The organism is Pseudomonas sp. 2822-17 (genome assembly GCF_002742485.1).
Classification (GTDB): Bacteria; Pseudomonadota; Gammaproteobacteria; order Pseudomonadales; family Pseudomonadaceae; genus Aquipseudomonas; species Aquipseudomonas cyclaminis.
The window spans coordinates 15,131-33,714 of the sequence record NZ_LJRZ01000421.1 but is presented as its reverse complement, the minus strand read 5'-3'; the positions used below and the strand labels follow the sequence as shown (position 1 = coordinate 33,714).

At 61.2% G+C, this 18,584-nt stretch carries 16 protein-coding genes and 1 other RNA gene; all 17 read right to left on the bottom strand.

Translation table 11 applies throughout. The features are described 5' to 3' along the window. Window positions 1-8 precede the first annotated feature (8 nt). Window positions 9-920 carry a UDP-3-O-acyl-N-acetylglucosamine deacetylase gene (gene lpxC, locus AOA60_RS14055; protein WP_003171886.1) on the bottom strand — a complete coding sequence of 304 codons (912 nt, stop codon included), beginning with the start codon at window positions 918-920 and terminating at the stop codon, window positions 9-11. 112 nt (window positions 921-1,032) lie between these two features. After that, window positions 1,033-2,229, bottom strand: coding sequence for a cell division protein FtsZ (ftsZ, locus tag AOA60_RS14050; protein WP_099584917.1), 1,197 nt, complete (start codon window positions 2,227-2,229; stop codon window positions 1,033-1,035). Between the two features lie 74 nt (window positions 2,230-2,303). Continuing rightward, a complete protein-coding gene (gene ftsA / locus AOA60_RS14045) occupies window positions 2,304-3,566 on the bottom strand; it encodes a cell division protein FtsA (RefSeq protein WP_017738691.1) in 1,263 nt (420 codons plus the stop codon). 15 nt (window positions 3,567-3,581) lie between these two features. Next, window positions 3,582-4,451: a cell division protein FtsQ/DivIB gene (locus AOA60_RS14040; RefSeq protein ID WP_099584916.1), complete on the bottom strand. Its 870-nt coding sequence runs from the start codon at window positions 4,449-4,451 to the stop codon at window positions 3,582-3,584. Window positions 4,452-4,455: 4 nt separating this feature from the next. Next, complete coding sequence (locus AOA60_RS14035) at window positions 4,456-5,409, bottom strand: D-alanine--D-alanine ligase (RefSeq protein ID WP_099584915.1); 954 nt, start codon at window positions 5,407-5,409, stop codon at window positions 4,456-4,458. Continuing rightward, complete coding sequence (gene murC, locus AOA60_RS14030; RefSeq protein WP_099584914.1) at window positions 5,406-6,851, bottom strand: UDP-N-acetylmuramate--L-alanine ligase; 1,446 nt, start codon at window positions 6,849-6,851, stop codon at window positions 5,406-5,408. Before murC ends, AOA60_RS14035 begins: the two co-directional genes overlap by 4 nt. Next, complete coding sequence (murG, locus tag AOA60_RS14025) at window positions 6,844-7,914, bottom strand: undecaprenyldiphospho-muramoylpentapeptide beta-N-acetylglucosaminyltransferase (protein ID WP_099584913.1); 1,071 nt, start codon at window positions 7,912-7,914, stop codon at window positions 6,844-6,846. The genes murC and murG overlap by 8 nt, the downstream gene beginning before the upstream one ends. Continuing rightward, the gene (gene ftsW / locus AOA60_RS14020; RefSeq protein WP_065924256.1) at window positions 7,904-9,127 is read right to left on the bottom strand and encodes a putative lipid II flippase FtsW; all 1,224 of its coding nucleotides are present in this window, start codon (window positions 9,125-9,127) and stop codon (window positions 7,904-7,906) included. Before ftsW ends, murG begins: the two co-directional genes overlap by 11 nt. Continuing rightward, window positions 9,124-10,470 carry a UDP-N-acetylmuramoyl-L-alanine--D-glutamate ligase gene (gene murD, locus AOA60_RS14015; RefSeq protein WP_099584912.1) on the bottom strand — a complete coding sequence of 449 codons (1,347 nt, stop codon included), beginning with the start codon at window positions 10,468-10,470 and terminating at the stop codon, window positions 9,124-9,126. The genes ftsW and murD overlap by 4 nt, the downstream gene beginning before the upstream one ends. Before the next feature lie 6 nt (window positions 10,471-10,476). After that, complete coding sequence (gene mraY, locus AOA60_RS14010) at window positions 10,477-11,559, bottom strand: phospho-N-acetylmuramoyl-pentapeptide-transferase (protein ID WP_078740796.1); 1,083 nt, start codon at window positions 11,557-11,559, stop codon at window positions 10,477-10,479. Then, on the bottom strand, window positions 11,559-12,929 hold the full coding sequence (murF, locus tag AOA60_RS14005) for a UDP-N-acetylmuramoyl-tripeptide--D-alanyl-D-alanine ligase (RefSeq protein ID WP_099584911.1): 1,371 nt from the start codon (window positions 12,927-12,929) through the stop codon (window positions 11,559-11,561). Before murF ends, mraY begins: the two co-directional genes overlap by 1 nt. Beyond that, the gene (locus tag AOA60_RS14000) at window positions 12,922-14,385 is read right to left on the bottom strand and encodes a UDP-N-acetylmuramoyl-L-alanyl-D-glutamate--2,6-diaminopimelate ligase (protein ID WP_099584910.1); all 1,464 of its coding nucleotides are present in this window, start codon (window positions 14,383-14,385) and stop codon (window positions 12,922-12,924) included. The genes murF and AOA60_RS14000 overlap by 8 nt, the downstream gene beginning before the upstream one ends. Beyond that, window positions 14,385-16,127 (bottom strand): penicillin-binding protein 2, encoded by a 1,743-nt coding sequence (locus AOA60_RS13995; protein ID WP_164673122.1) that lies wholly within the window; start codon window positions 16,125-16,127, stop codon window positions 14,385-14,387. Before AOA60_RS13995 ends, AOA60_RS14000 begins: the two co-directional genes overlap by 1 nt. Further along, window positions 16,127-16,420 carry a cell division protein FtsL gene (gene ftsL, locus AOA60_RS13990; RefSeq protein ID WP_076951227.1) on the bottom strand — a complete coding sequence of 98 codons (294 nt, stop codon included), beginning with the start codon at window positions 16,418-16,420 and terminating at the stop codon, window positions 16,127-16,129. Before ftsL ends, AOA60_RS13995 begins: the two co-directional genes overlap by 1 nt. Further along, window positions 16,417-17,358 (bottom strand): 16S rRNA (cytosine(1402)-N(4))-methyltransferase RsmH, encoded by a 942-nt coding sequence (gene rsmH / locus AOA60_RS13985; protein WP_085986532.1) that lies wholly within the window; start codon window positions 17,356-17,358, stop codon window positions 16,417-16,419. The genes ftsL and rsmH overlap by 4 nt, the downstream gene beginning before the upstream one ends. Window positions 17,359-17,360: 2 nt before the next feature. Continuing rightward, window positions 17,361-17,816, bottom strand: coding sequence for a division/cell wall cluster transcriptional repressor MraZ (gene mraZ, locus AOA60_RS13980; RefSeq protein WP_003171868.1), 456 nt, complete (start codon window positions 17,814-17,816; stop codon window positions 17,361-17,363). A gap of 354 nt (window positions 17,817-18,170) precedes the next feature. Further along, window positions 18,171-18,524: RNase P RNA component class A (gene rnpB, locus AOA60_RS13975), an RNA gene on the bottom strand. Window positions 18,525-18,584: the final 60 nt, after the last annotated feature.

The following is an 18,584-nucleotide window of genomic DNA, read 5'->3' as shown; positions in this document are numbered from 1 at the left end:
GTTGTTACTTACACCGCCGCAACGGGACGCATGTAAGAGATCGGTGCGGTGCTGGCATCTTCGAAGGTCACGACTTCCCAAGCGTCTGTCTGCTCAATCAACTTGCGCAGCAGCTGGTTGTTAAGGGCGTGGCCCGACTTGAAGCCTTTGAACTCGCCTATCAGGCTATTGCCCAGCAGGTAGAGGTCACCGATTGCATCGAGGATCTTGTGCTTCACGAATTCGTCTTCGTAGCGAAGGCCGTCTTCGTTCAGTACACCATCCGCGTCGACCACGATGGCGTTTTCAACGCTGCCGCCGAGTGCGAGGTTGTGCTTGCGCAGGTACTCGATGTCACTCATGAAACCAAAAGTACGGGCGCGGCTGACTTCTTTTACGAACGAAGTGCTGGAAAAATCCACGCTTGCACTTTGGGTGCGGTCACGGAATACCGGGTGATCGAAATCGATCTCAAAGCTCACTTTAAAGCCTTCGAACGGGACGAAGGTGGCGCGCTTGTCGCCGTCTTCTACTGTCACTTCCCGCAGAATGCGTATGAACTTCTTGGCTGCGTCCTGTTCTTCCAGGCCGGCAGATTGAATCAGGAATACGAAGGGTCCAGCGCTGCCATCCATGATAGGGACTTCGGACGCGGAGAGCTCGACGTAGGCGTTATCGATGCCCAGGCCAGCCATGGCCGAGAGCAAGTGCTCCACCGTGTCCACTTTGACGTCACCGTTGACCAGTGTGGTCGACATCGTGGTTTCGCCAACGTTTTCCGCGCGAGCAGGAATCTGCACCACAGGGTCCAGGTCGGCACGAACAAACACGATGCCGGTGTCGACAGGTGCAGGTTTGAGGGTCAGGTATACCTTCTCCCCGGAGTGCAGACCTACACCTGTGGCACGGATAATATTCTTCAGGGTGCGTTGTTTAATCATGGCTTGGACCGCTTGAGCGCAAATTGCGAACTGGTATCAACAAAGGCTGGCGATAATAGCAGACCAGACCTTTGCTGAACACCAATCACCTTCATAGCCCTGATACATTCCATCAATCGGCCTGACGACGCAGGAATGCCGGGATGTCCAGGTAGTCCAGGTCATCTTGCGGATTCGGGCTACGGGACGCCGCAGCACCGGCCTGAGCCTGGTTGCGCATCACGGTCGGACGGTCCAGGTCACGGTAGTTCACCGACGGCATTTCCGGGCGCACAGGCGCTGGAGCTGCAGCCGACTGGCTGGCGTGGCTGGTATGGACGGTGTTGTCGATGACCTTGACAGGTTTCTCGATCTTCGCGCCCAGGCCGGTAGCAACCACAGTCACGTGCAGTTCGTCGCGCATGTCTGGATCGATAACGGTACCGACTTTGACCATCGCGTGCTCGGAAGCGAAGGCTTCGATGATGCTACCCACGTCGGAGTACTCACCCAGGGACAGGTCAGGACCGGCGGTGATGTTCACCAGGATGCCGCGTGCACCTTGCAGGTTCACGTCTTCCAGCAGCGGGTTGCGGATGGCCGCTTCAGTGGCTTCGCGCGCACGGTTCGGACCGCTGGCGCAGCCAGTGCCCATCATCGCCATGCCCATTTCGCTCATGACAGTACGTACGTCGGCAAAGTCGACGTTGATCATGCCTGGGCGCTTGATGATGTCGGAGATACCGCGAACGGCACCGGCCAGCACATCGTCAGCCTTGGCGAACGCGGACAGCAGGCTTGCGTCCTTGCCCAGGATGGTCAGCAGCTTCTCGTTGGGAATGGTGATCAACGAGTCGACGCTTTCAGACAGCAGACGGATGCCTTCGTCGGCGATCTGCATACGCTTGCGACCTTCGAACGGGAACGGACGGGTCACGACTGCGACCGTCAGAATGCCCATTTCCTTGGCCACTTCGGCAATGATCGGCGCTGCACCGGTACCGGTACCGCCGCCCATTCCGGTGGTGATGAACACCATGTTGGTGCCTTGCAGCACTTCGGCAATACGCTCGCGGTCTTCCAGGGCGGCTTGACGGCCGACTTCCGGGTTGGCACCAGCGCCGAGGCCTTTGGTCACGGCTGTGCCCAATTGCAGGATGGTCCGCGCGCCGATGCTTTTCAGCGCCTGGGCATCAGTGTTGGCGCAGATGAATTCAACGCCTTCAATGTTGCTCTTGACCATATGGTTGACAGCGTTGCCGCCGCCACCGCCGACACCGATCACTTTGATGACCGGGCTGGCGGGGATGTTGTCTACGAGTTCGAACATGTTCCCTCTCCTTTCGTTATCTCTAGTTTTTTCGCCTACTGCTTCTTTCTGTGTTGCGGTGTAGCGGTAAATCTTTAGAAATTGCCTTTTACCCAAGCCTGCAATCGCTCGAACAACGGCGCCTTGGCCTCGTCGTCACTGCGATAGCTGTCACGGATGCTCGGGCCCGACAGGGAAATGCCGTCGGTCTGCTTTTGCAGTCCGTACAACAGCAAGCCCACACCGGTGGAATAAATCGGGTTGCGCACGACGTCGCCCAGGCCTTTGACGCCATGGGGCACGCCCAGGCGAACCGGCATGTGGAAGATTTCCTCGGCCAGTTCGACCGCGCCTTCCATCTTCGAGGTGCCACCGGTCAGCACGATGCCGGCCGGGATCAAATCTTCGTAGCCACTGCGGCGCAGTTCAGCCTGGATCAGGGTGAACAGCTCGTCGTAGCGCGGCTCGACCACTTCGGCCAAGGCCTGGCGCGACAGTTCGCGCGGTGGACGGTCGCCCACGCTCGGCACCTTGATGGTCTCGCCGGCACCGGCCAGCTTGGCCAGGGCGCAGGCGTAGCGGATCTTGATTTCTTCGGCGTACTGGGTCGGTGTACGCAACGCCATGGCGATGTCGTTGGTGACCTGGTCGCCCGCAATCGGGATCACGGCGGTGTGACGGATTGCACCCTCGGTGAAGATCGCGATGTCAGTGGTGCCGCCGCCGATGTCCACCAGGCACACGCCCAGTTCCTTTTCGTCGTCGGTCAGTACCGAATACGCGGAAGCAAGCTGCTCCAGAATAATGTCGTCGATTTCCAGACCGCAGCGGCGCACGCATTTTTCAATGTTCTGTGCAGCGTTTACGGCGCAGGTCACCACGTGGACCTTGGCCTCCAGACGCACGCCCGACATGCCCAGGGGCTCGCGAACGCCTTCCTGGTTATCGATCACGTAATCCTGCGGCAAGGTGTGCAGCACGCGCTGGTCAGCCGGGATCGCCACGGCTTGGGCGGCGTCAAGGACGCGCTCAAGGTCGGCGGCGCTGACTTCGCGGTCGCGGATCGCCACGATGCCGTGGGAGTTCAGGCTGCGGATATGGTTGCCGGCCACGCCGACGAACGCCGAGTGAATCCGGCAACCGGCCATCAGCTGCGCTTCTTCGATAGCACGCTGGATCGACTGCACGGTGGACTCGATGTTCACCACCACGCCCTTCTTCAGGCCCCGGGACGGATGCGTGCCAATACCGACGATCTCGATCACGCCGTCTTCCCCGACCTCGCCCACCAGCGCCACCACCTTGGAGGTGCCGATATCGAGACCGACGATCATTTTGCCGCTTTGCACGTTTGCCATGGGTCCTGCCTCTTCTTAATTCTTCGCGACAGCGGGTTGCGCTGCCGTGGGCGCAGCCGGTTCACGCCAGCCGACGGCAAGGCCGTTGGCGTAACGCAGGTCGACGCTCGCAATGTTCGTAATCTGTTCTTTCAAGGTCTTGTCGTAGATGGCAATGAAGCGGCGCATCTTCTCCACCAAGCGGTCGCGTCCCAGCAACAACTGGATGCCCGGGCCGGAACTGCCTGCCCCGGTCGTCAAAAACCAGCTACCCCGTTCACGCAGTTCCAGGCGTGCAATGGAGAAGCCCATCGGCCGCAGCATCTGGCTCAAGGCCTGGTACTGCTGCATGACTTGCTGCTGCGCCCGCTGCGGCCCGAACAACTGCGGCAGGTGCTCGTAGTTGGCCAACTCACGCGGGGTAAACGCCTGCCCCTGGTTGTTCAACAGCGCCTCTTCACCCCAGCGGGCCACGGGCAGTTGTTCTTCCAGGCGGATCGTCACCTGGTCCGGCCAGACACGGCGGACTTCGGCGTGGGCGATCCACGGCATCTGTTCCAGCTCTGCGCGCATACCGGCCAGGTCGATGGTGAAGAAGCTCGCGGCCAGGTACGGGCCGATGCGCTGCTGCACCGCTTGCTGGCTGATGTAGCTCAAATCGCCCTGCACGCTGATCTTGGTGATCGGCCGGTCGGCATACGGCAACAGCCGCTGCGCGCCCTCATACGTGCCGAAGCCCAACACCACCAGCAACACCGGCCAGAACAACGCCTTGAGGAAACCAAAGTTGGCTTTCGGCAGGCGCGCCGACATCGGCTCTTTAGCCACCATTCGGCTGGCACCCCGTGGCACCGGCTTGCGGCTCGGTGCTTGTGGGGGCTGATGACGAAGCGATGCGCCTTTCATGTCCTTAGCCTCTTGGCTCAATGCTGTCGGCCAGGATCGCCAGCACCAACTGCTGGAAGTCCAAACCGGCCGCACGGGCTGCCATAGGTACCAGGCTGTGGTCGGTCATGCCCGGTGCGGTGTTGACTTCCAGGAACCAGAAATTCCCTTGGTCATCCTGCATCACGTCTGCGCGCGCCCAACCGGCGATACCCAGCGCCTCACAGGCTTTCGCCGTGAGGTCCATCAATTCCTGTTCTTTGCTTGCGTCAAGGCCGCACGGGATCCGGTACTGGGTATCGGAAGCCAGGTACTTGGCGTCGTAGTCGTAAAAGGTGTGGGGCGTGCCCAATGCGATAGGCGGCAATACCTGGCCACGCAGGGTGGCGATGGTGTACTCGGGACCCTGGATCCACTGTTCCACCAACACTTGCGAATCGTAGGTACTTGCCGCTTTCCATGCGTCGATCAATTCGGCGGCCGAGTTCACTTTAGCCATGCCGATACTGGAGCCTTCATGGGCAGGTTTGACGATCAAAGGCAGGCCCAGTTCCTTGGCTGCAGAAATACAATCGTCTTCGCTGCACAGAACACTGTGACGCGGGGTTGGAATGCCCAGGCTGTGCCACACCTGCTTGGTCCGCAACTTGTCCATCGCCAGTGCCGACGCGAGAATGCCGCTGCCGGTGTAAGGGATGCCAGCGCATTCCAACAAGCCTTGCATGCTGCCGTCTTCACCGCCACGGCCGTGCAGGATGATGAAGGCACGGTCGATCTTCTCGGCCTGCAAGCGGGCGAGGAAGTCATCGCCCACATCGATACCGAAGGCGTTTACGCCGGCGCTTTGCAGCGCTTCAAGCACGGCATTGCCGGACTTGAGCGACACTTCGCGCTCGGCGCTCTTGCCGCCGAACAACACGGCCACGCGGCCGAAATCGGCAGGCGCGATAGTGGAGAACAGGGAGTCTCTCGTGATCATTTCGACTTCCCCTTGGCAGCAGCGAACAGCGGGCTCGCCAGCAATTTAGGGGCAAGGCCACCAATGTCACCGGCACCCTGGCACAGCAAAATGTCACCGGCCCGCAGCAGCGGCTTGACGATCGGTGCCAGGTCCACACCACGTTCGATGTAGATCGGGTCCAACTGGCCACGCTGACGAATGCTGTTGCACAGCTTGCGGCTGTCGGCGCCCGGAATCGGCTCTTCACCGGCCGGGTAAACCTCCATCAGCAGCAGCACGTTGGCATCGGCCAATACATTGACGAAGTCGTCGTACAGGTCGCGGGTGCGGCTGTAGCGGTGCGGCTGGTAGACCATCACCAGACGGCGCTCCGGCCAGCCACCGCGGACGGCCTTGATCACCGCCGCCACTTCGGTTGGGTGGTGACCGTAGTCGTCCACCAGCATCACGTCGCCACCTTCTACCGGCAACTGGCCGTAGACCTGGAAACGACGGCCCACACCGGCAAAGCGCGACAGGCCTTCGACGATGGCTTCATCGCTGACACCTTCATCGGAGGCGATGCAGATGGTCGCCAGGGAGTTCAAGACGTTGTGGTTGCCCGGCATGTTCACCGAAACATCCAGCGGCTCACGCTCGGGACGCAGCACGGTGAAGAAGGTTTGCATGCCTTCCTGGCGCACATTGATTGCGCGCACGTCGGCGTCTTCGCTGAAGCCGTAGGTCACGGTCGGACGCTTGACCAGCGGCAGGATTTCGCGCACGACCGGATCGTCCAGGCACACCACGGCCAGCCCATAGAACGGCAGGTTGTGCAGGAACTCGACGAAGGTTTTCTTCAACTTGTTGAAGTCGCCGTCGTAGGTCGCCATGTGGTCTTCGTCGATGTTGGTCACGACGGCCACCAGCGGTTGCAGGTGCAGGAAGCTCGCGTCGCTTTCATCGGCTTCGGCGATCAGGTAGCGGCTGGTGCCGAGCTGGGCATTGGTGCCCGCTGCATTCAGGCGGCCACCGATGACGAACGTCGGGTCCAGGCCACCGGCGGCGAACACCGAGGCGATCAGGCTGGTGGTGGTGGTTTTGCCATGGGTCCCGGCGACGGCAATGCCGTGGCGATAGCGCATCAGCTCAGCGAGCATCTCGGCGCGTGGCACCACAGGAATACGGCGCTCCAGGGCAGTGGCTACTTCCGGGTTGGAAGTGTTCACAGCGCTGGATACGACGAGCACGTCGGCCTCGGCGGCGTTCTCGGCGCGGTGGCCGATGAAAATCTGTGCGCCAAACGACTTCAGGCGGTCGGTGACCGGCGACTCTTTCAAGTCTGAACCGGACACCTGGTAGCCCAGGTTCAGCAGCACTTCGGCAATGCCGCACATGCCCACGCCGCCGATGCCGACGAAGTGGATACGACGGATGCGGCGCATCTCGGGTTGCGGCATGGCTTTCTGATTCTCAACCATGGGCCACCTCCAGGCAGATATCGACCACGGTGCGGGTTGCGTCAGGTTTGGCCAGGCGGCTTGCGGTGCTCGCCATGTTGTTGAGTCGTTCCGGTTGCATCAAAACCTCGGTCAGGCGTGCGGCCAAATCGGCGGCGCCAGTCGTTCTTTGCGGCAGCAGGAAGGCAGCGCCCTCCCCGGCCAAATATTCGGCGTTGCGGGTCTGGTGATCGTCGATGGCGTGGGGCAAAGGCACCAGCAAGGACGGCAGACCGGCGGCGGCCAGTTCACTGACGGTCAGCGCACCAGCGCGGCAGACCACCAGGTCGGCCCAGCCATAGGCTTGGGCCATGTCTTTGATGAAGGGCTGTACATTCGCCTCGACACCGGCCTCGCGATAACGTGTGGCGGTGACTTCATCGTGGTTCTTGCCGGCCTGATGGAAGATCTCCGGGCGCAATTCCACAGGGAGTTGCGCCACCGCTTCCGGCAGCAATTTGTTCAACGGCTCCGCGCCCAGGCTTCCACCGAGGATCAGCAGGTGCGCCTTGCGCCCTGCCAGTGCATCGCGGGCGATATCCATAAACAGCTCGGTACGCACCGGGTTGCCGGTGGTACGGCGTTTATCCGACGCGCTGAAGGTGTTGGGAAACGCTTCACACACCCGCGCTGCCAACGGCACCAGCAGACGGTTGGCGGTACCGGCGACGGCGTTCTGCTCGTGCACGATCACCGGCACGCCGGCGAGCCTGGCCGCGACGCCGCCAGGGCCCGTCACATAACCGCCAAACCCAAGCACACACACCGGCTGCAATTCACGAATGACCTTGCGCGCCTGCCACACCGCCTTGAGCAACACGAACGGCGCCTTGAGCAGGGACAACTTACCCTTGCCACGCAGGCCGGTGACGTTGATCAGATGCAACGGCAAGCCGGCACCCGGTACCAGTTCGTTTTCGATGCCACGGGGCGTTCCCAACCAGTGCACGGTGTAGCCACGGTTCTGGAATTCACGCGCACAGGCCAGGGCCGGGAACACATGGCCCCCGGTGCCACCCGCCATGATCAGCACATTAGCGCCCATGGGTCGGCTCCTCGGCGAAGTCGCTTTCGCTGAACTCCATCTCTTCACTGCCCAGGTGGGTTCGACTCTCCCACTCGATGCGCAGCAACAAGCCCAGGCAGGCGCAGCAAATCACCAGGGAACTGCCACCGTAACTGAGGAACGGCAAGGTCAGGCCCTTGGTCGGCAGCAGGCCGACATTCACACCGATGTTGATCAGGAACTGGCCGATCCACAGGAACGACAAGCCGTACGCCACATAGGCGGCGAAATACTGTTTGGCCTTCTCGGCCCACAAGCCGATGTACATGCCGCGTACACACACGAATACGAACAGCGCGACGGTGCACAGCGAGCCGACCACGCCCAGCTCTTCGGCGAGTACCGAGAACACGAAGTCGGTGTGGGCTTCCGGCAGGTAGAACTGCTTCTGCACGCTGTTGCCCAGGCCTACGCCCAGCCACTCGCCGCGACCGAAGGCGATCAACGCCTGGGTCAACTGATAGCCGGAACCGAACTGGTCGGACCACGGGTCGGTAAAGGTGATCAGACGTGCCATACGGTAGGGTTGCGCCTGCACCAGGATGGTCACGGCGGCCACGGCCAGTACCACCATCAAACTGAAGCGGAACAGGCCCACGCCACCGAGGAATAGCATCGCCGCTGCGGCCCCCATCATTACGACGGTGGCGCCAAAGTCGGGCTCCATCAGCAACAGGCCGGCCATGGGCAGCAGCACGATGAATGGCTTGAAGAAGCCCATCCAGCTTTCGCGCACTTCCTTCTGGCGACGCACCAGGTAACCGGCGAGGTAGATCACCACGAACACCTTGGCGATTTCCGAGGGTTGCACGTTGAACGCACCGAAGCCGATCCAGCGCATCGAGCCGTTCACCTCGCGGCCGATGCCGGGCAGGATCACCATGATCAGCAAGCCGAATGCGCCGATCAGCATCAACCAGCCCAGGCGTTGCCAGGTGGCGATGGGGATCATCATGGTCACGATGCACGCACCCAGACCGATGATCAGGTACACAAGGTGACGGATCATCATGTACAGGGTGTTGCCCGACTGCACGGCAGCCACTTCGGACGACGCCGAGGTGATCATGACCAGGCCCAGGCCCAGCAGCGCAAGGCAACCGGCGAGCATCGGAAAATCGAGGTCGATGCCGCGCCCGGTGATGATCGGCGACGGGTATGGCTTGATGATGTTTCTGAAATCAATGCTCATGCCAAGCCCTCCACGGCGCGGGCGAACAACTGGCCGCGCTCTTCGTAGTTCTTGAACATGTCGAAACTGGCGCACGCCGGTGACAACAGCACGGCATCGCCTGCCTGGGCGAGGGCTTTGCACTGGGCAATCGCGTCGTCCAGGGAAGTGGCGCGCACTTGCGGGACGGCGTCACCGAGGGCTGCGGCGATTTTGTCGGCGTCGCGGCCGATCAGCACCACGGCACGGCAATGCGCGGCGATGGGGGCTTTGAGATCCTTGAACTCGGCACCTTTGCCATCCCCACCGGCGATCAATACCAGCTTGCCCTCGATATCAGCGCCAAGGCCCTCGATGGCAGCCAATGCGGCACCCACGTTGGTGGCCTTGGAGTCGTTGTAATAACTGACGCCGTCCAGGTCGCGCACCCACTGGCAACGATGTTCGAGGCCGCCAAAAGTGCGCAGGCTCGACAGCATGGCGTCGAATGGCAGGCCAACCGCATGGCCGAGGGCCAATGCCGCCAGGGCATTGGATTGGTTATGGGCGCCACGGATTTTCAGCTCGCGCACCGGCATCAGGTTCTGGAATTCGAAGGCCAGGTATTTCTCGCCGTTCTCTTCGCGAATACCAAAGGCCTTGAAGTCGGGTTTGCCCAGACCGAAGGTCCAGCACGGCATGCCCTCGCCCATCAGCGGACGGCTCAGGGCATCCTGGCGGTTGACCACAAATTGCCTGGCGCCGCGGAAGATCCGGTGCTTGGCCAAGTGGTACGCTGGCAGGCCACTGTAGCGATCCATGTGGTCTTCGCTGACGTTGAGCACAGTGGCCACTTCGGCGCCGAGGTCGTGAGTGGTTTCCAGCTGGAAGCTCGACAGCTCCATCACGTACAGCTCGACGTCGTCGCTGAGCAAATCCAGGGCTGGCGTGCCGAGGTTGCCGCCCACGGCCACGCGCTTGCCGGCCGCAATGGCCATCTCGCCGACCAGGGTGGTCACGGTGCTCTTCGCGTTGGAACCGCTGATGGCCACGATCGGCGCCTTCGCGTTACGCGCGAACAGGTCGATATCGCCGGACAGCTTCACGCCACGCGCCGCTGCCGCTTGCAGGGCCGGGGTCGCCAGGGCCAGGCCGGGGCTCACGTAGAGCTCATCGGCGCGGCACAGAAACTCGACATCCAGCTCGCCACAACGCACTTCCACGTGCGGGTAGTCACGGCGCAGCGTGACCAGCTCCGGTGGATTTTCCCGCGTATCGGCCACGGCAAACGACGTGCCCCGGTTCGCCAGGAAGCGAACCAGGGACATCCCGCTCTTGCCGAGGCCGACAACGATGCGGAAGTGGTCTGAAGCGATCAGGGACACTCGTTTCTACCTCAGTTTCAGGGTGGCAAGGCCGACCAGTACCAGAATCACGGTGATGATCCAGAAACGGACAATCACGCGTGGCTCCGGCCAGCCCTTGAGTTCAAAGTGGTGGTGAATCGGCGCCATGCGAAACACCCGGCGCCCGGTCAACTTGAAGGAGGCCACCTGGATGACCACCGACAGGGTTTCCATCACGAACACACCGCCCATGATGAACAACACGATTTCCTGGCGAACGATCACCGCAATGGTGCCCAAGGCTGCGCCCAGCGCCAGTGCGCCGACGTCGCCCATGAAGACTTGTGCCGGGTAGGTGTTGAACCACAGGAAACCCAGGCCGGCACCGATCAAGGCGCCGCAGAACACAATCAATTCACCCGCGCCCGGTACATAAGGGATCAGCAGGTATTCGGCGAATTTCACGTTACCCGACAGGTAGCAGAAGATGCCGAGCGCGCCGCCCACCATCACCGTCGGCATGATCGCCAGGCCGTCGAGGCCATCGGTCAGGTTCACCGCGTTGCTGGAGCCGACGATCACGAAGTAGGTCAGCACCACGAAGCCGATGCCCAGTGGAATGCTGGCGTCCTTGAGCATCGGAATGATCAGGGTGGTTTCCACTGCGCTTGGCGCCGTGGTGTACAGGAAGATCGCCGCGCCCAGGCCGAATACCGACTGCCAGAAATACTTCCAGCGGCTCGGCAGCCCCTTGGAGTTTTTCTCGATCACTTTGCGATAGTCGTCGACCCAGCCGATGGCGCCGAACAGCAAAGTCACCAGCAGCACCGTCCAGACGTAACGGTTGTGCAGGTCTGCCCAGAGCAGGGTGCTGATACCGATCGACGACAGGATCAGCGCGCCGCCCATGGTCGGGGTGCCGGACTTGGACAGGTGCGACTGCGGGCCGTCATTACGTACCGATTGACCAATTTGCAGGTTCTGCAGGGTGCGGATCATCCACGGCCCCAGAAACAGCGACAGAGACAGCGCGGTCAGCACACCCAGGATCCCGCGCAGGGTCAGGTACTGAAAGACCGCGAAGCCTTTGTGGAACTGTTGCAGATACTCAGCCAGCAGCAGCAGCATTAATGTTTCTCCGTACTTGAACCGCACAAGGCCGCGACGACGTTTTCCATCACCGCGCTGCGCGATCCCTTGATCAAAATGGTTGTGTGTTTGTCTTGTTCTGCTGCGCCCAAGGCCTGAATCAGCTCGGCCTGGGTTGCGAAATGCCGCGCACCGGGGCCGAAAGCGTTGACCGCATGGGCCATGTTCGTGCCAACGGCGTAGAGCGCGTCCACTTTGCCAGCGGCATAGGCGCCGACTTCACGATGGCCTTGTTCAGCCCAATCGCCCAACTCGCCGATATCGCCCAGTACCAGGACTTTGCGCCCATCAAAGCCTTTGAGCAGATCCACAGCGGCATTGATGGAGGACGGGTTGGCGTTGTAAGTGTCATCAATCACCCGCATGCCGTTGCTGGCAAGTTGCGCCACGGTGCGGCCCTTGACCGGCTGCACCGCGCCCAGGCCCGTGGCGATACCGAACAGCGACACACCCAGGGCATGGGCGGCAGCGGCGGCGGCCAAGGCGTTGGCGACGTTATGGTTGCCCAGCAGATTCAACTGCACGTGCTCGTTACCTTGCGGGGTGTGCAAGGTGAAGGCTGGGCAGCCACGGGCATCCACCGTGATCTTGGAGGCATGGAAGTCTGCGGCGGCATTCAATACGGCAAACGTCAGCACCTTGCGACCGGCAGCGCGTGCACGCCAGGTCGCGAAAGCCTTGTCGTCGAGGTTCAATACGGCGGTGCCCGAAGCGTCGAGGCCTTCAAGGATTTCGCCCTTGGCTTCGACGATTTTTTCCGGACCGCCGAACTCACCCACATGGGCGGTGCCGGCATTGTTGATGATCGCAACGTGGGGCTTGGTCAGCGCCACGGTATAGGCGATTTCGCCGACGCGCGAAGCCCCCAGTTCTATCACCGCCGCCGTGTGTTCCGGGGCCAGTTCGAGCAGGGTCAGCGGGGCGCCGAAATCATTGTTCAGGTTGCCACGGGTCGCAAGCACCGGGCCGCGTGTGCGCAGTACACCGGCGAGCAGTTCCTTGACCGTGGTCTTGCCGCTGGAGCCAGTGACGGCGGCGACAGGCTTATCGAACGCTGCACGGTTGAGCGCACCCAATTGGCCAAGGGCCAGCCGGGTATCGGCGACCAGCAGTTGCGGCAAGGTGGAGTCGGCGACTTCGCGCTGCACCAAGGCACCCACGGCACCTTTGGCAGCGACGTCGTTCAGGTAATCGTGACCGTCAAAGCGTGGGCCGGCCAAGGCGACGAACAGTTGCCCCGGCTTGATCGCCCGGCTATCGATGCTCACGCCATCGAAGCGGCAATCGCTCGACAGCACGCGGGCCGACAGGGCCTGGGTCAGTTCACCGAATGTCATCGCCTTAAGCATGGGCAACCTCCCAAGCGGTCAAGGCATGATCGGCCTCGACCAGATCGGAGAAGGCATGGCGCTCGCCGTTGATTTCCTGGTAGTCCTCGTGACCTTTGCCGGCCAGTACGACCACGTCGTCAGCGCTGGCGCCGGCGATCAATTGCGCGATGGCCGCACCGCGACCAGCAACGAACGTCGCCTTGGAGACGTCTTTGAAGCCTGCGCGGATATCGTCGAAAATCTGGCTCGGGCTTTCGCTGCGCGGGTTGTCATCAGTGACCAGCACGCCGTCGGCCAAGCGCTCGACAATCTCGGCCATCAGCGGACGCTTGCCGCGATCACGATCACCGCCGCAACCGAACAGGCAGAGCAACTTGCCTTTGGCGTGAGGGCGCAGGGCTTCGAGGACTTTTTCCAGGGCATCCGGGGTATGGGCGTAATCAACCACCACCAGCGGCTGCGTGCCGCCACCCAGGCGCTGCATGCGACCGGCCGGACCTTCCAGCTTCGGTAGCACCTTGAGGATCTCGTCCAAGGCGTAATCCAGGCCAAGCAACGCGCCGATGGCGGCGAGGACGTTGCTCAGGTTGAAACGCCCGAGCAACGTGCTGCGCAGGTGGTGTTCGCCCTGGGGCGTTACCAGCGTGGCGCGCACGCCTTCGTCATTGAATTGGGCTTCGCGGCAGTACAGGTATGCGCTGGCGTCCAGCAGGCTGTAGCTGATCAAACGCGATTCGCTGTCCTGGGCAGCCAATTGGCGACCGAACTCATCGTCCAGGTTCACGACCCGGCACTTCAAGTCACTCCAGGCGAACAACTTGGCCTTGGCGGCGGCGTACGCCTCCATGGTGCCGTGGTAGTCCAGGTGGTCCCGGGACAGGTTGGTCATCACTGCCACGTCAAAAGCCAGGGCAGTCACGCGGCCCTGGTCGAGGCCGTGGGACGAGACTTCCATGGCAACCGCCTTGGCACCGGCCTTTTTCAGGTCGGCCAGGGTCGCTTGCACGGCGATAGGGTTCGGCGTGGTATGCAGGCCGCTTTGCAGCGCGCCATAAAACCCGGTGCCCAAGGTGCCCACGATGCCGCAGTGCTGGCCCAGCAGGTCAAGCGCCTGGGCAACCAGCTGGGTCACGCTGGTCTTGCCGTTGGTGCCAGTCACGCCCACCAGATTGAGGTGACGACTCGGGTCGCCATAGAAGCGCCCGGCGATGTCCGACAATTGCTTGGCCAGACCTTTGACCGGGATCAGCGGCACGTCGGTGATCGGCAGCACGGTGGCGCCTTCCACTTCATAAGCCACGGCGGCTGCACCGCGCTGCAAGGCGTCGGCTATATGCGCACGGCCATCGACCTTGCCGCCCGGCACCGCCAGGAACAGGTCACCAGCGCGCACATTACGGCTGTCCAGAGTCAACTCGCGAATCAGCAGATCGCGGCCGGCGTGGGCGAAAATCTTGTTCAGGCTAAGAGACATCAGCCGCGCCCTCCATTGGCTTTGACTGCAGCGGCCGGTGGTCCGGCGTTCGCTTGTTGGGTCGGCGGCAGGTTGTCCGGCGTGATGTTCATCAGGCGCAGGGTGCCGGACATCACTTTGCTGAACACAGGCGCCGAAACCAGGCCACCGAAGTAACCGGCTTTGCTTGGCTCGTCGATCACCACAACAATGGCGTAGCGTGGGTCGCTCATCGGGCCGAAGCCGGCGAAAAGCGAACGGTAGGAGTTTTCGGCATAGCCCTTGGTCCCCACCGACGTCTTACGTGCGGTACCGGACTTGCCTGCTACGTGATAAGCCGGCACCTGGGCACGGAATACGCCACGAGGCGCTTCGATCACTTGTTGCAGCATGCCTTGCATGGTCTTGGCGACATTTTCCGGGATGACCTGCGTGGCTTTTGGCGCTTCGTCAACGTGGATCAGGCTCAGCGGCACCATGCGGCCATTGTTGGCCAGTACGGAGAAGGCGTGAGCCAGTTGGATAGCGGTTACCGACAGACCGTAACCATAGGAAAGCGTGGCGGTCTCGGCCTTTTTCCAGTCGCGGTAGTTCGGCAGGTTGCCGACGCGCTCACCGGGGAAGTCCAGGCCGGTGGGTTGGCCCAGGCCGATTTTTTGCGCCAGGTGGTAGATGGTTTCGCCGCCGATATCGAAGGCGACCTTACTCATGCCGACGTTACTGGAGTTGATCAGGATGCCTGTCAAATCCAGCACTGGACCTTCGGTGCGCGATACGTCACGAATGGTGTATTTGCCCAACTGCAACGTGCCGGGGTACACCTCGACCTTGTCGCTGGGCTTCCAGCGTCCGGTTTCCAGGGCGGCACTCATGGAGATAGCTTTCATGGTCGAACCCGGCTCGAACACGTCGATCATGGCGCGGTTGCGCATCATCGCCGGTTGCAGGTTGCGACGGTTGTTCGGGTTGTAGGTCGGCTGGTTGACCATGGCCAGGATCTCGCCGGTCTTCACGTCCATGATCACTAGGCTGCCGGCCTTAGCGCCGTTCTCGATGATCGCGTTACGCAGCTCGCGGTTGGCCAGGTATTGCAGACGCAGGTCAATCGACAACGCCAAGGGCTTGCCGGCCTTGGCGTTTTTGGTGACTTGGACATCCTTGATCAGTCTGCCGCGCCGATCCTTGATGACTTGTCGTTTGCCGGGAACCCCGGCCAGCCACTCATCGTAGGCCAGCTCGACGCCTTCGCGACCGTGGTCATCGATGTCGGTAAAGCCGACCATATGGGCAGTGGTTTCACCGGCCGGATAGAAACGACGGAACTCCTCGATGCCGTAGACACCGGGGACTTTAAGGTCGAGCACTTGCTGGCCTTGTTCGGGGGTGAGGCCGCGAACGAGGTAGATAAATTCTTTGTTGGCCTGGGCTTCAAGACGCTCAGCCAGAGCCTTTGGGTCCTGGCCCAAGGCGGCAGCCAGTTGTGGCCACTTGTCCTTGGCCACCTGCAATTCCTTGGCGTTGGCCCACAGGGTGGTCACCGGCGTACTGACGGCCAGAGGCTCGCCGTTACGGTCAGTGATCAGACCGCGGTGCGCAGGAATCGGGATATGACGCAAGCTACGGGCATCGCCCTGGCCGATCAGGAAGTCGCGGTCGACCACCTGCAGGTCAATGATGCGCCAGGCAATCGCACCCACCATCAATGCCAGCAAGCCGAGCATCAGGCGGAAGCGCCATGGGTAGAGTGCGCCTTCGAGCTTCATCATGGCGCCACCATGCGAACGTCGGCCGCGCCCGGGATGTGCATTTTCAGTTGTTCGGTCGCCAGCACTTCGATACGGCTATGGGCCGTCCAGGTGCTTTGCTCCAGGATCAACCGGCCCCACTCCGCCTGCGCTTTGTCGCGCACGCTCAATTCCCCATAGAGGGTATTGAGCAATTGGCGGTTGTAGTGCGCGCTGTAGGACACCGCAATCGCGGACACCAGCACGCCGACGTACAGCAGCATCATGAAGAAGCTGCCGCCCGGCAGGGGCTTGGCGAAAAGCTTGCTCACCGCAGCTTCTCCGCGACGCGCATGACGGCGCTACGGGAGCGTGGGTTGGCCTTGAGTTCCGCTTCGGAAGCGAACTGCGCTTTGCCATGGATTTTGATTTTCGGCACAAAGGCCTCGAAACGCACCGGCAGGTTGCGCGGCAGGTTGTCGGACTCACCCTTGACCAGGCGACGCATGAACAGTTTGACGATGCGGTCTTCCAAGGAGTGGAAGCTGATCACCACCAGGCGACCGCCGACTTCCAACGCGTCCAGAGCGGCTTCGAGGCCTGCTTCCAGATCGCCCAATTCGTTATTGACGTGAATACGCAGGCCCTGGAACGCACGGGTCGCCGGGTTCTTGCCCTTTTCCCAGGCAGGGTTGGCGACTTTCAGCACTTCGGCCAGGTCGGCAGTGCGCTCGAACGGCTGGATCTCGCGGCGCTCGACCACGGCACGGGCCATGCGACCGGCGAAGCGCTCTTCACCGTATTCCTTGAATACGCGGGTGATTTCTTCATGGGGAGCGGTGGCGATGAATTGTGCCGCGCTGATGCCACGGGTAGGGTCCATGCGCATGTCGAGGGGGCCGTCGTTCATGAAACTGAAGCCGCGCTCCGGGTCGTCGAGCTGTGGCGAAGACACGCCCAGGTCGAGCAAAACCCCGGCCACCTTGCCCGCCATGCCGCGCTCAGCCACTTCGGCGCCCAGCTCGGCAAAGCTGCGCTGCACAACGACAAAGCGGCCGTCTTCGGCCGCTAGCGCTTGCCCGGTGGCAATCGCTTGGGGGTCTTTGTCGAATCCGAGAAGCTTACCGTCGGACCCGAGCTGGCTGAGTATCAACCGGCTGTGCCCGCCCCTGCCGAAGGTGCCATCCAAATAGCAGCCATCCGCGCGTACGGCGAGAGCCTCAACGGCTTCGTCAAGCAGTACGGTGATGTGGTTAAAGCCGCTATCAATAGTCACAGGATCAAATCACGCAGTTCATCAGGCATAGCGCCCGGTTGTTGAATAGCAGCCAGGTCAGCTGCAGAAACAGCATCCCAGGCATCTTCGTCCCACAATTGGAACTTGTTCAGTTGGCCGACCAGCATTGCGCGCTTGTCCAGCTTGGCGTACTCGCGCAGACGCGGGGGCACCAGGAAACGACCGCTGCCATCGAGTTCAAGGTCGACGGCATTACCGATCAGCAAACGCTGCAGGCGGCGGTTTTCTTCACGCAATGAAGGCAGGGCGCGCAATTTGGTTTCGATCAACTCCCACTCATCGAGGGGGTAAACGCATAAACAAGGGTCAACGGCATCGATCGTGATGATTAACTGCCCGGAACTTCGCGAAATCAGCTCGTCACGATACCGGCTCGGCATAGCGAGACGGCCTTTTGCATCGAGACTGATAGCGTTAGCTCCGCGAAACACAGATGCGTTTCTCCAAATTTTAGCGTTTTACGTTCAAAAAACCCACTTTGTGCCACTTTCCGCCACTTGCGCACACTATAGGAATGCGCCCACCACACCGTCAAGGCGCGGATTCAAGGAAAAGCCTTACAGAACGGAGATTTAGGAGCGTAAAAGCAGGAGAAACCAGAGTTCGACGGTGTTTTTGACCCAGCAAGGTCAAATAGCTCAAAGAGCTACGACTTAAAGTTAAAGTAATTTATTAAGAGTAAGATTTTTTTGGTATTACGAAGATGCATCTGCCAATGATTTGGCAGGGAGGGATTCTTGCGCTACTACCGAGTTTCTGCCTGAGATTCAGGCAGAAGGAAAAAGGTGGAGAGTCGATCTGTAAGCCGGGTTCTGTCTTGAACAGTCATTCGTCTACGATGGCCATCACTGGACACCTTTAGCAACCTACCCGGTCCCAGCGCGGGCCACGCCTTGGGACCCTATTTGGTCTTGCTCCAAGTGGGGTTTACCTAGCCACGAACTGTTGCCAGTCGTGCGGTGCGCTCTTACCGCACCTTTTCACCCTTACCGGCACCGAAGTGCTTAGGCGGTTATTTTCTGTGGCACTTTCCGTAGGCTCACGCCTCCCAGGCATTACCTGGCACTTCGCCCTATGGAGCCCGGACTTTCCTCCCCCCCCTAATTTTCATAGAGGGCAGCGACTGTCCAATCGACTCTCCGCCGCGCAGGTTAACGGCACGGCGGCCTCAGGACAAGTACTAAAAATGCAGCATCGCC

What these genes read in the sequence shown, in the direction of transcription:
- lpxC (WP_003171886.1), bottom strand. Translation starts at nt 920, where the DNA reads ATGATTAAACAACGCACCCTGAAGAATATTATCCGTGCCACAGGTGTA.
- ftsZ (WP_099584917.1), bottom strand. Translation starts at nt 2,229, where the DNA reads ATGTTCGAACTCGTAGACAACATCCCCGCCAGCCCGGTCATCAAAGTG.
- ftsA (WP_017738691.1), bottom strand. Translation starts at nt 3,566, where the DNA reads ATGGCAAACGTGCAAAGCGGCAAAATGATCGTCGGTCTCGATATCGGC.
- AOA60_RS14040 (WP_099584916.1), bottom strand. Translation starts at nt 4,451, where the DNA reads ATGAAAGGCGCATCGCTTCGTCATCAGCCCCCACAAGCACCGAGCCGC.
- AOA60_RS14035 (WP_099584915.1), bottom strand. Translation starts at nt 5,409, where the DNA reads ATGATCACGAGAGACTCCCTGTTCTCCACTATCGCGCCTGCCGATTTC.
- murC (WP_099584914.1), bottom strand. Translation starts at nt 6,851, where the DNA reads ATGGTTGAGAATCAGAAAGCCATGCCGCAACCCGAGATGCGCCGCATC.
- murG (WP_099584913.1), bottom strand. Translation starts at nt 7,914, where the DNA reads ATGGGCGCTAATGTGCTGATCATGGCGGGTGGCACCGGGGGCCATGTG.
- ftsW (WP_065924256.1), bottom strand. Translation starts at nt 9,127, where the DNA reads ATGAGCATTGATTTCAGAAACATCATCAAGCCATACCCGTCGCCGATC.
- mraY (WP_078740796.1), bottom strand. Translation starts at nt 11,559, where the DNA reads ATGCTGCTGCTGCTGGCTGAGTATCTGCAACAGTTCCACAAAGGCTTC.
- murF (WP_099584911.1), bottom strand. Translation starts at nt 12,929, where the DNA reads ATGCTTAAGGCGATGACATTCGGTGAACTGACCCAGGCCCTGTCGGCC.
- AOA60_RS14000 (WP_099584910.1), bottom strand. Translation starts at nt 14,385, where the DNA reads ATGTCTCTTAGCCTGAACAAGATTTTCGCCCACGCCGGCCGCGATCTG.
- AOA60_RS13995 (WP_164673122.1), bottom strand. Translation starts at nt 16,127, where the DNA reads ATGAAGCTCGAAGGCGCACTCTACCCATGGCGCTTCCGCCTGATGCTC.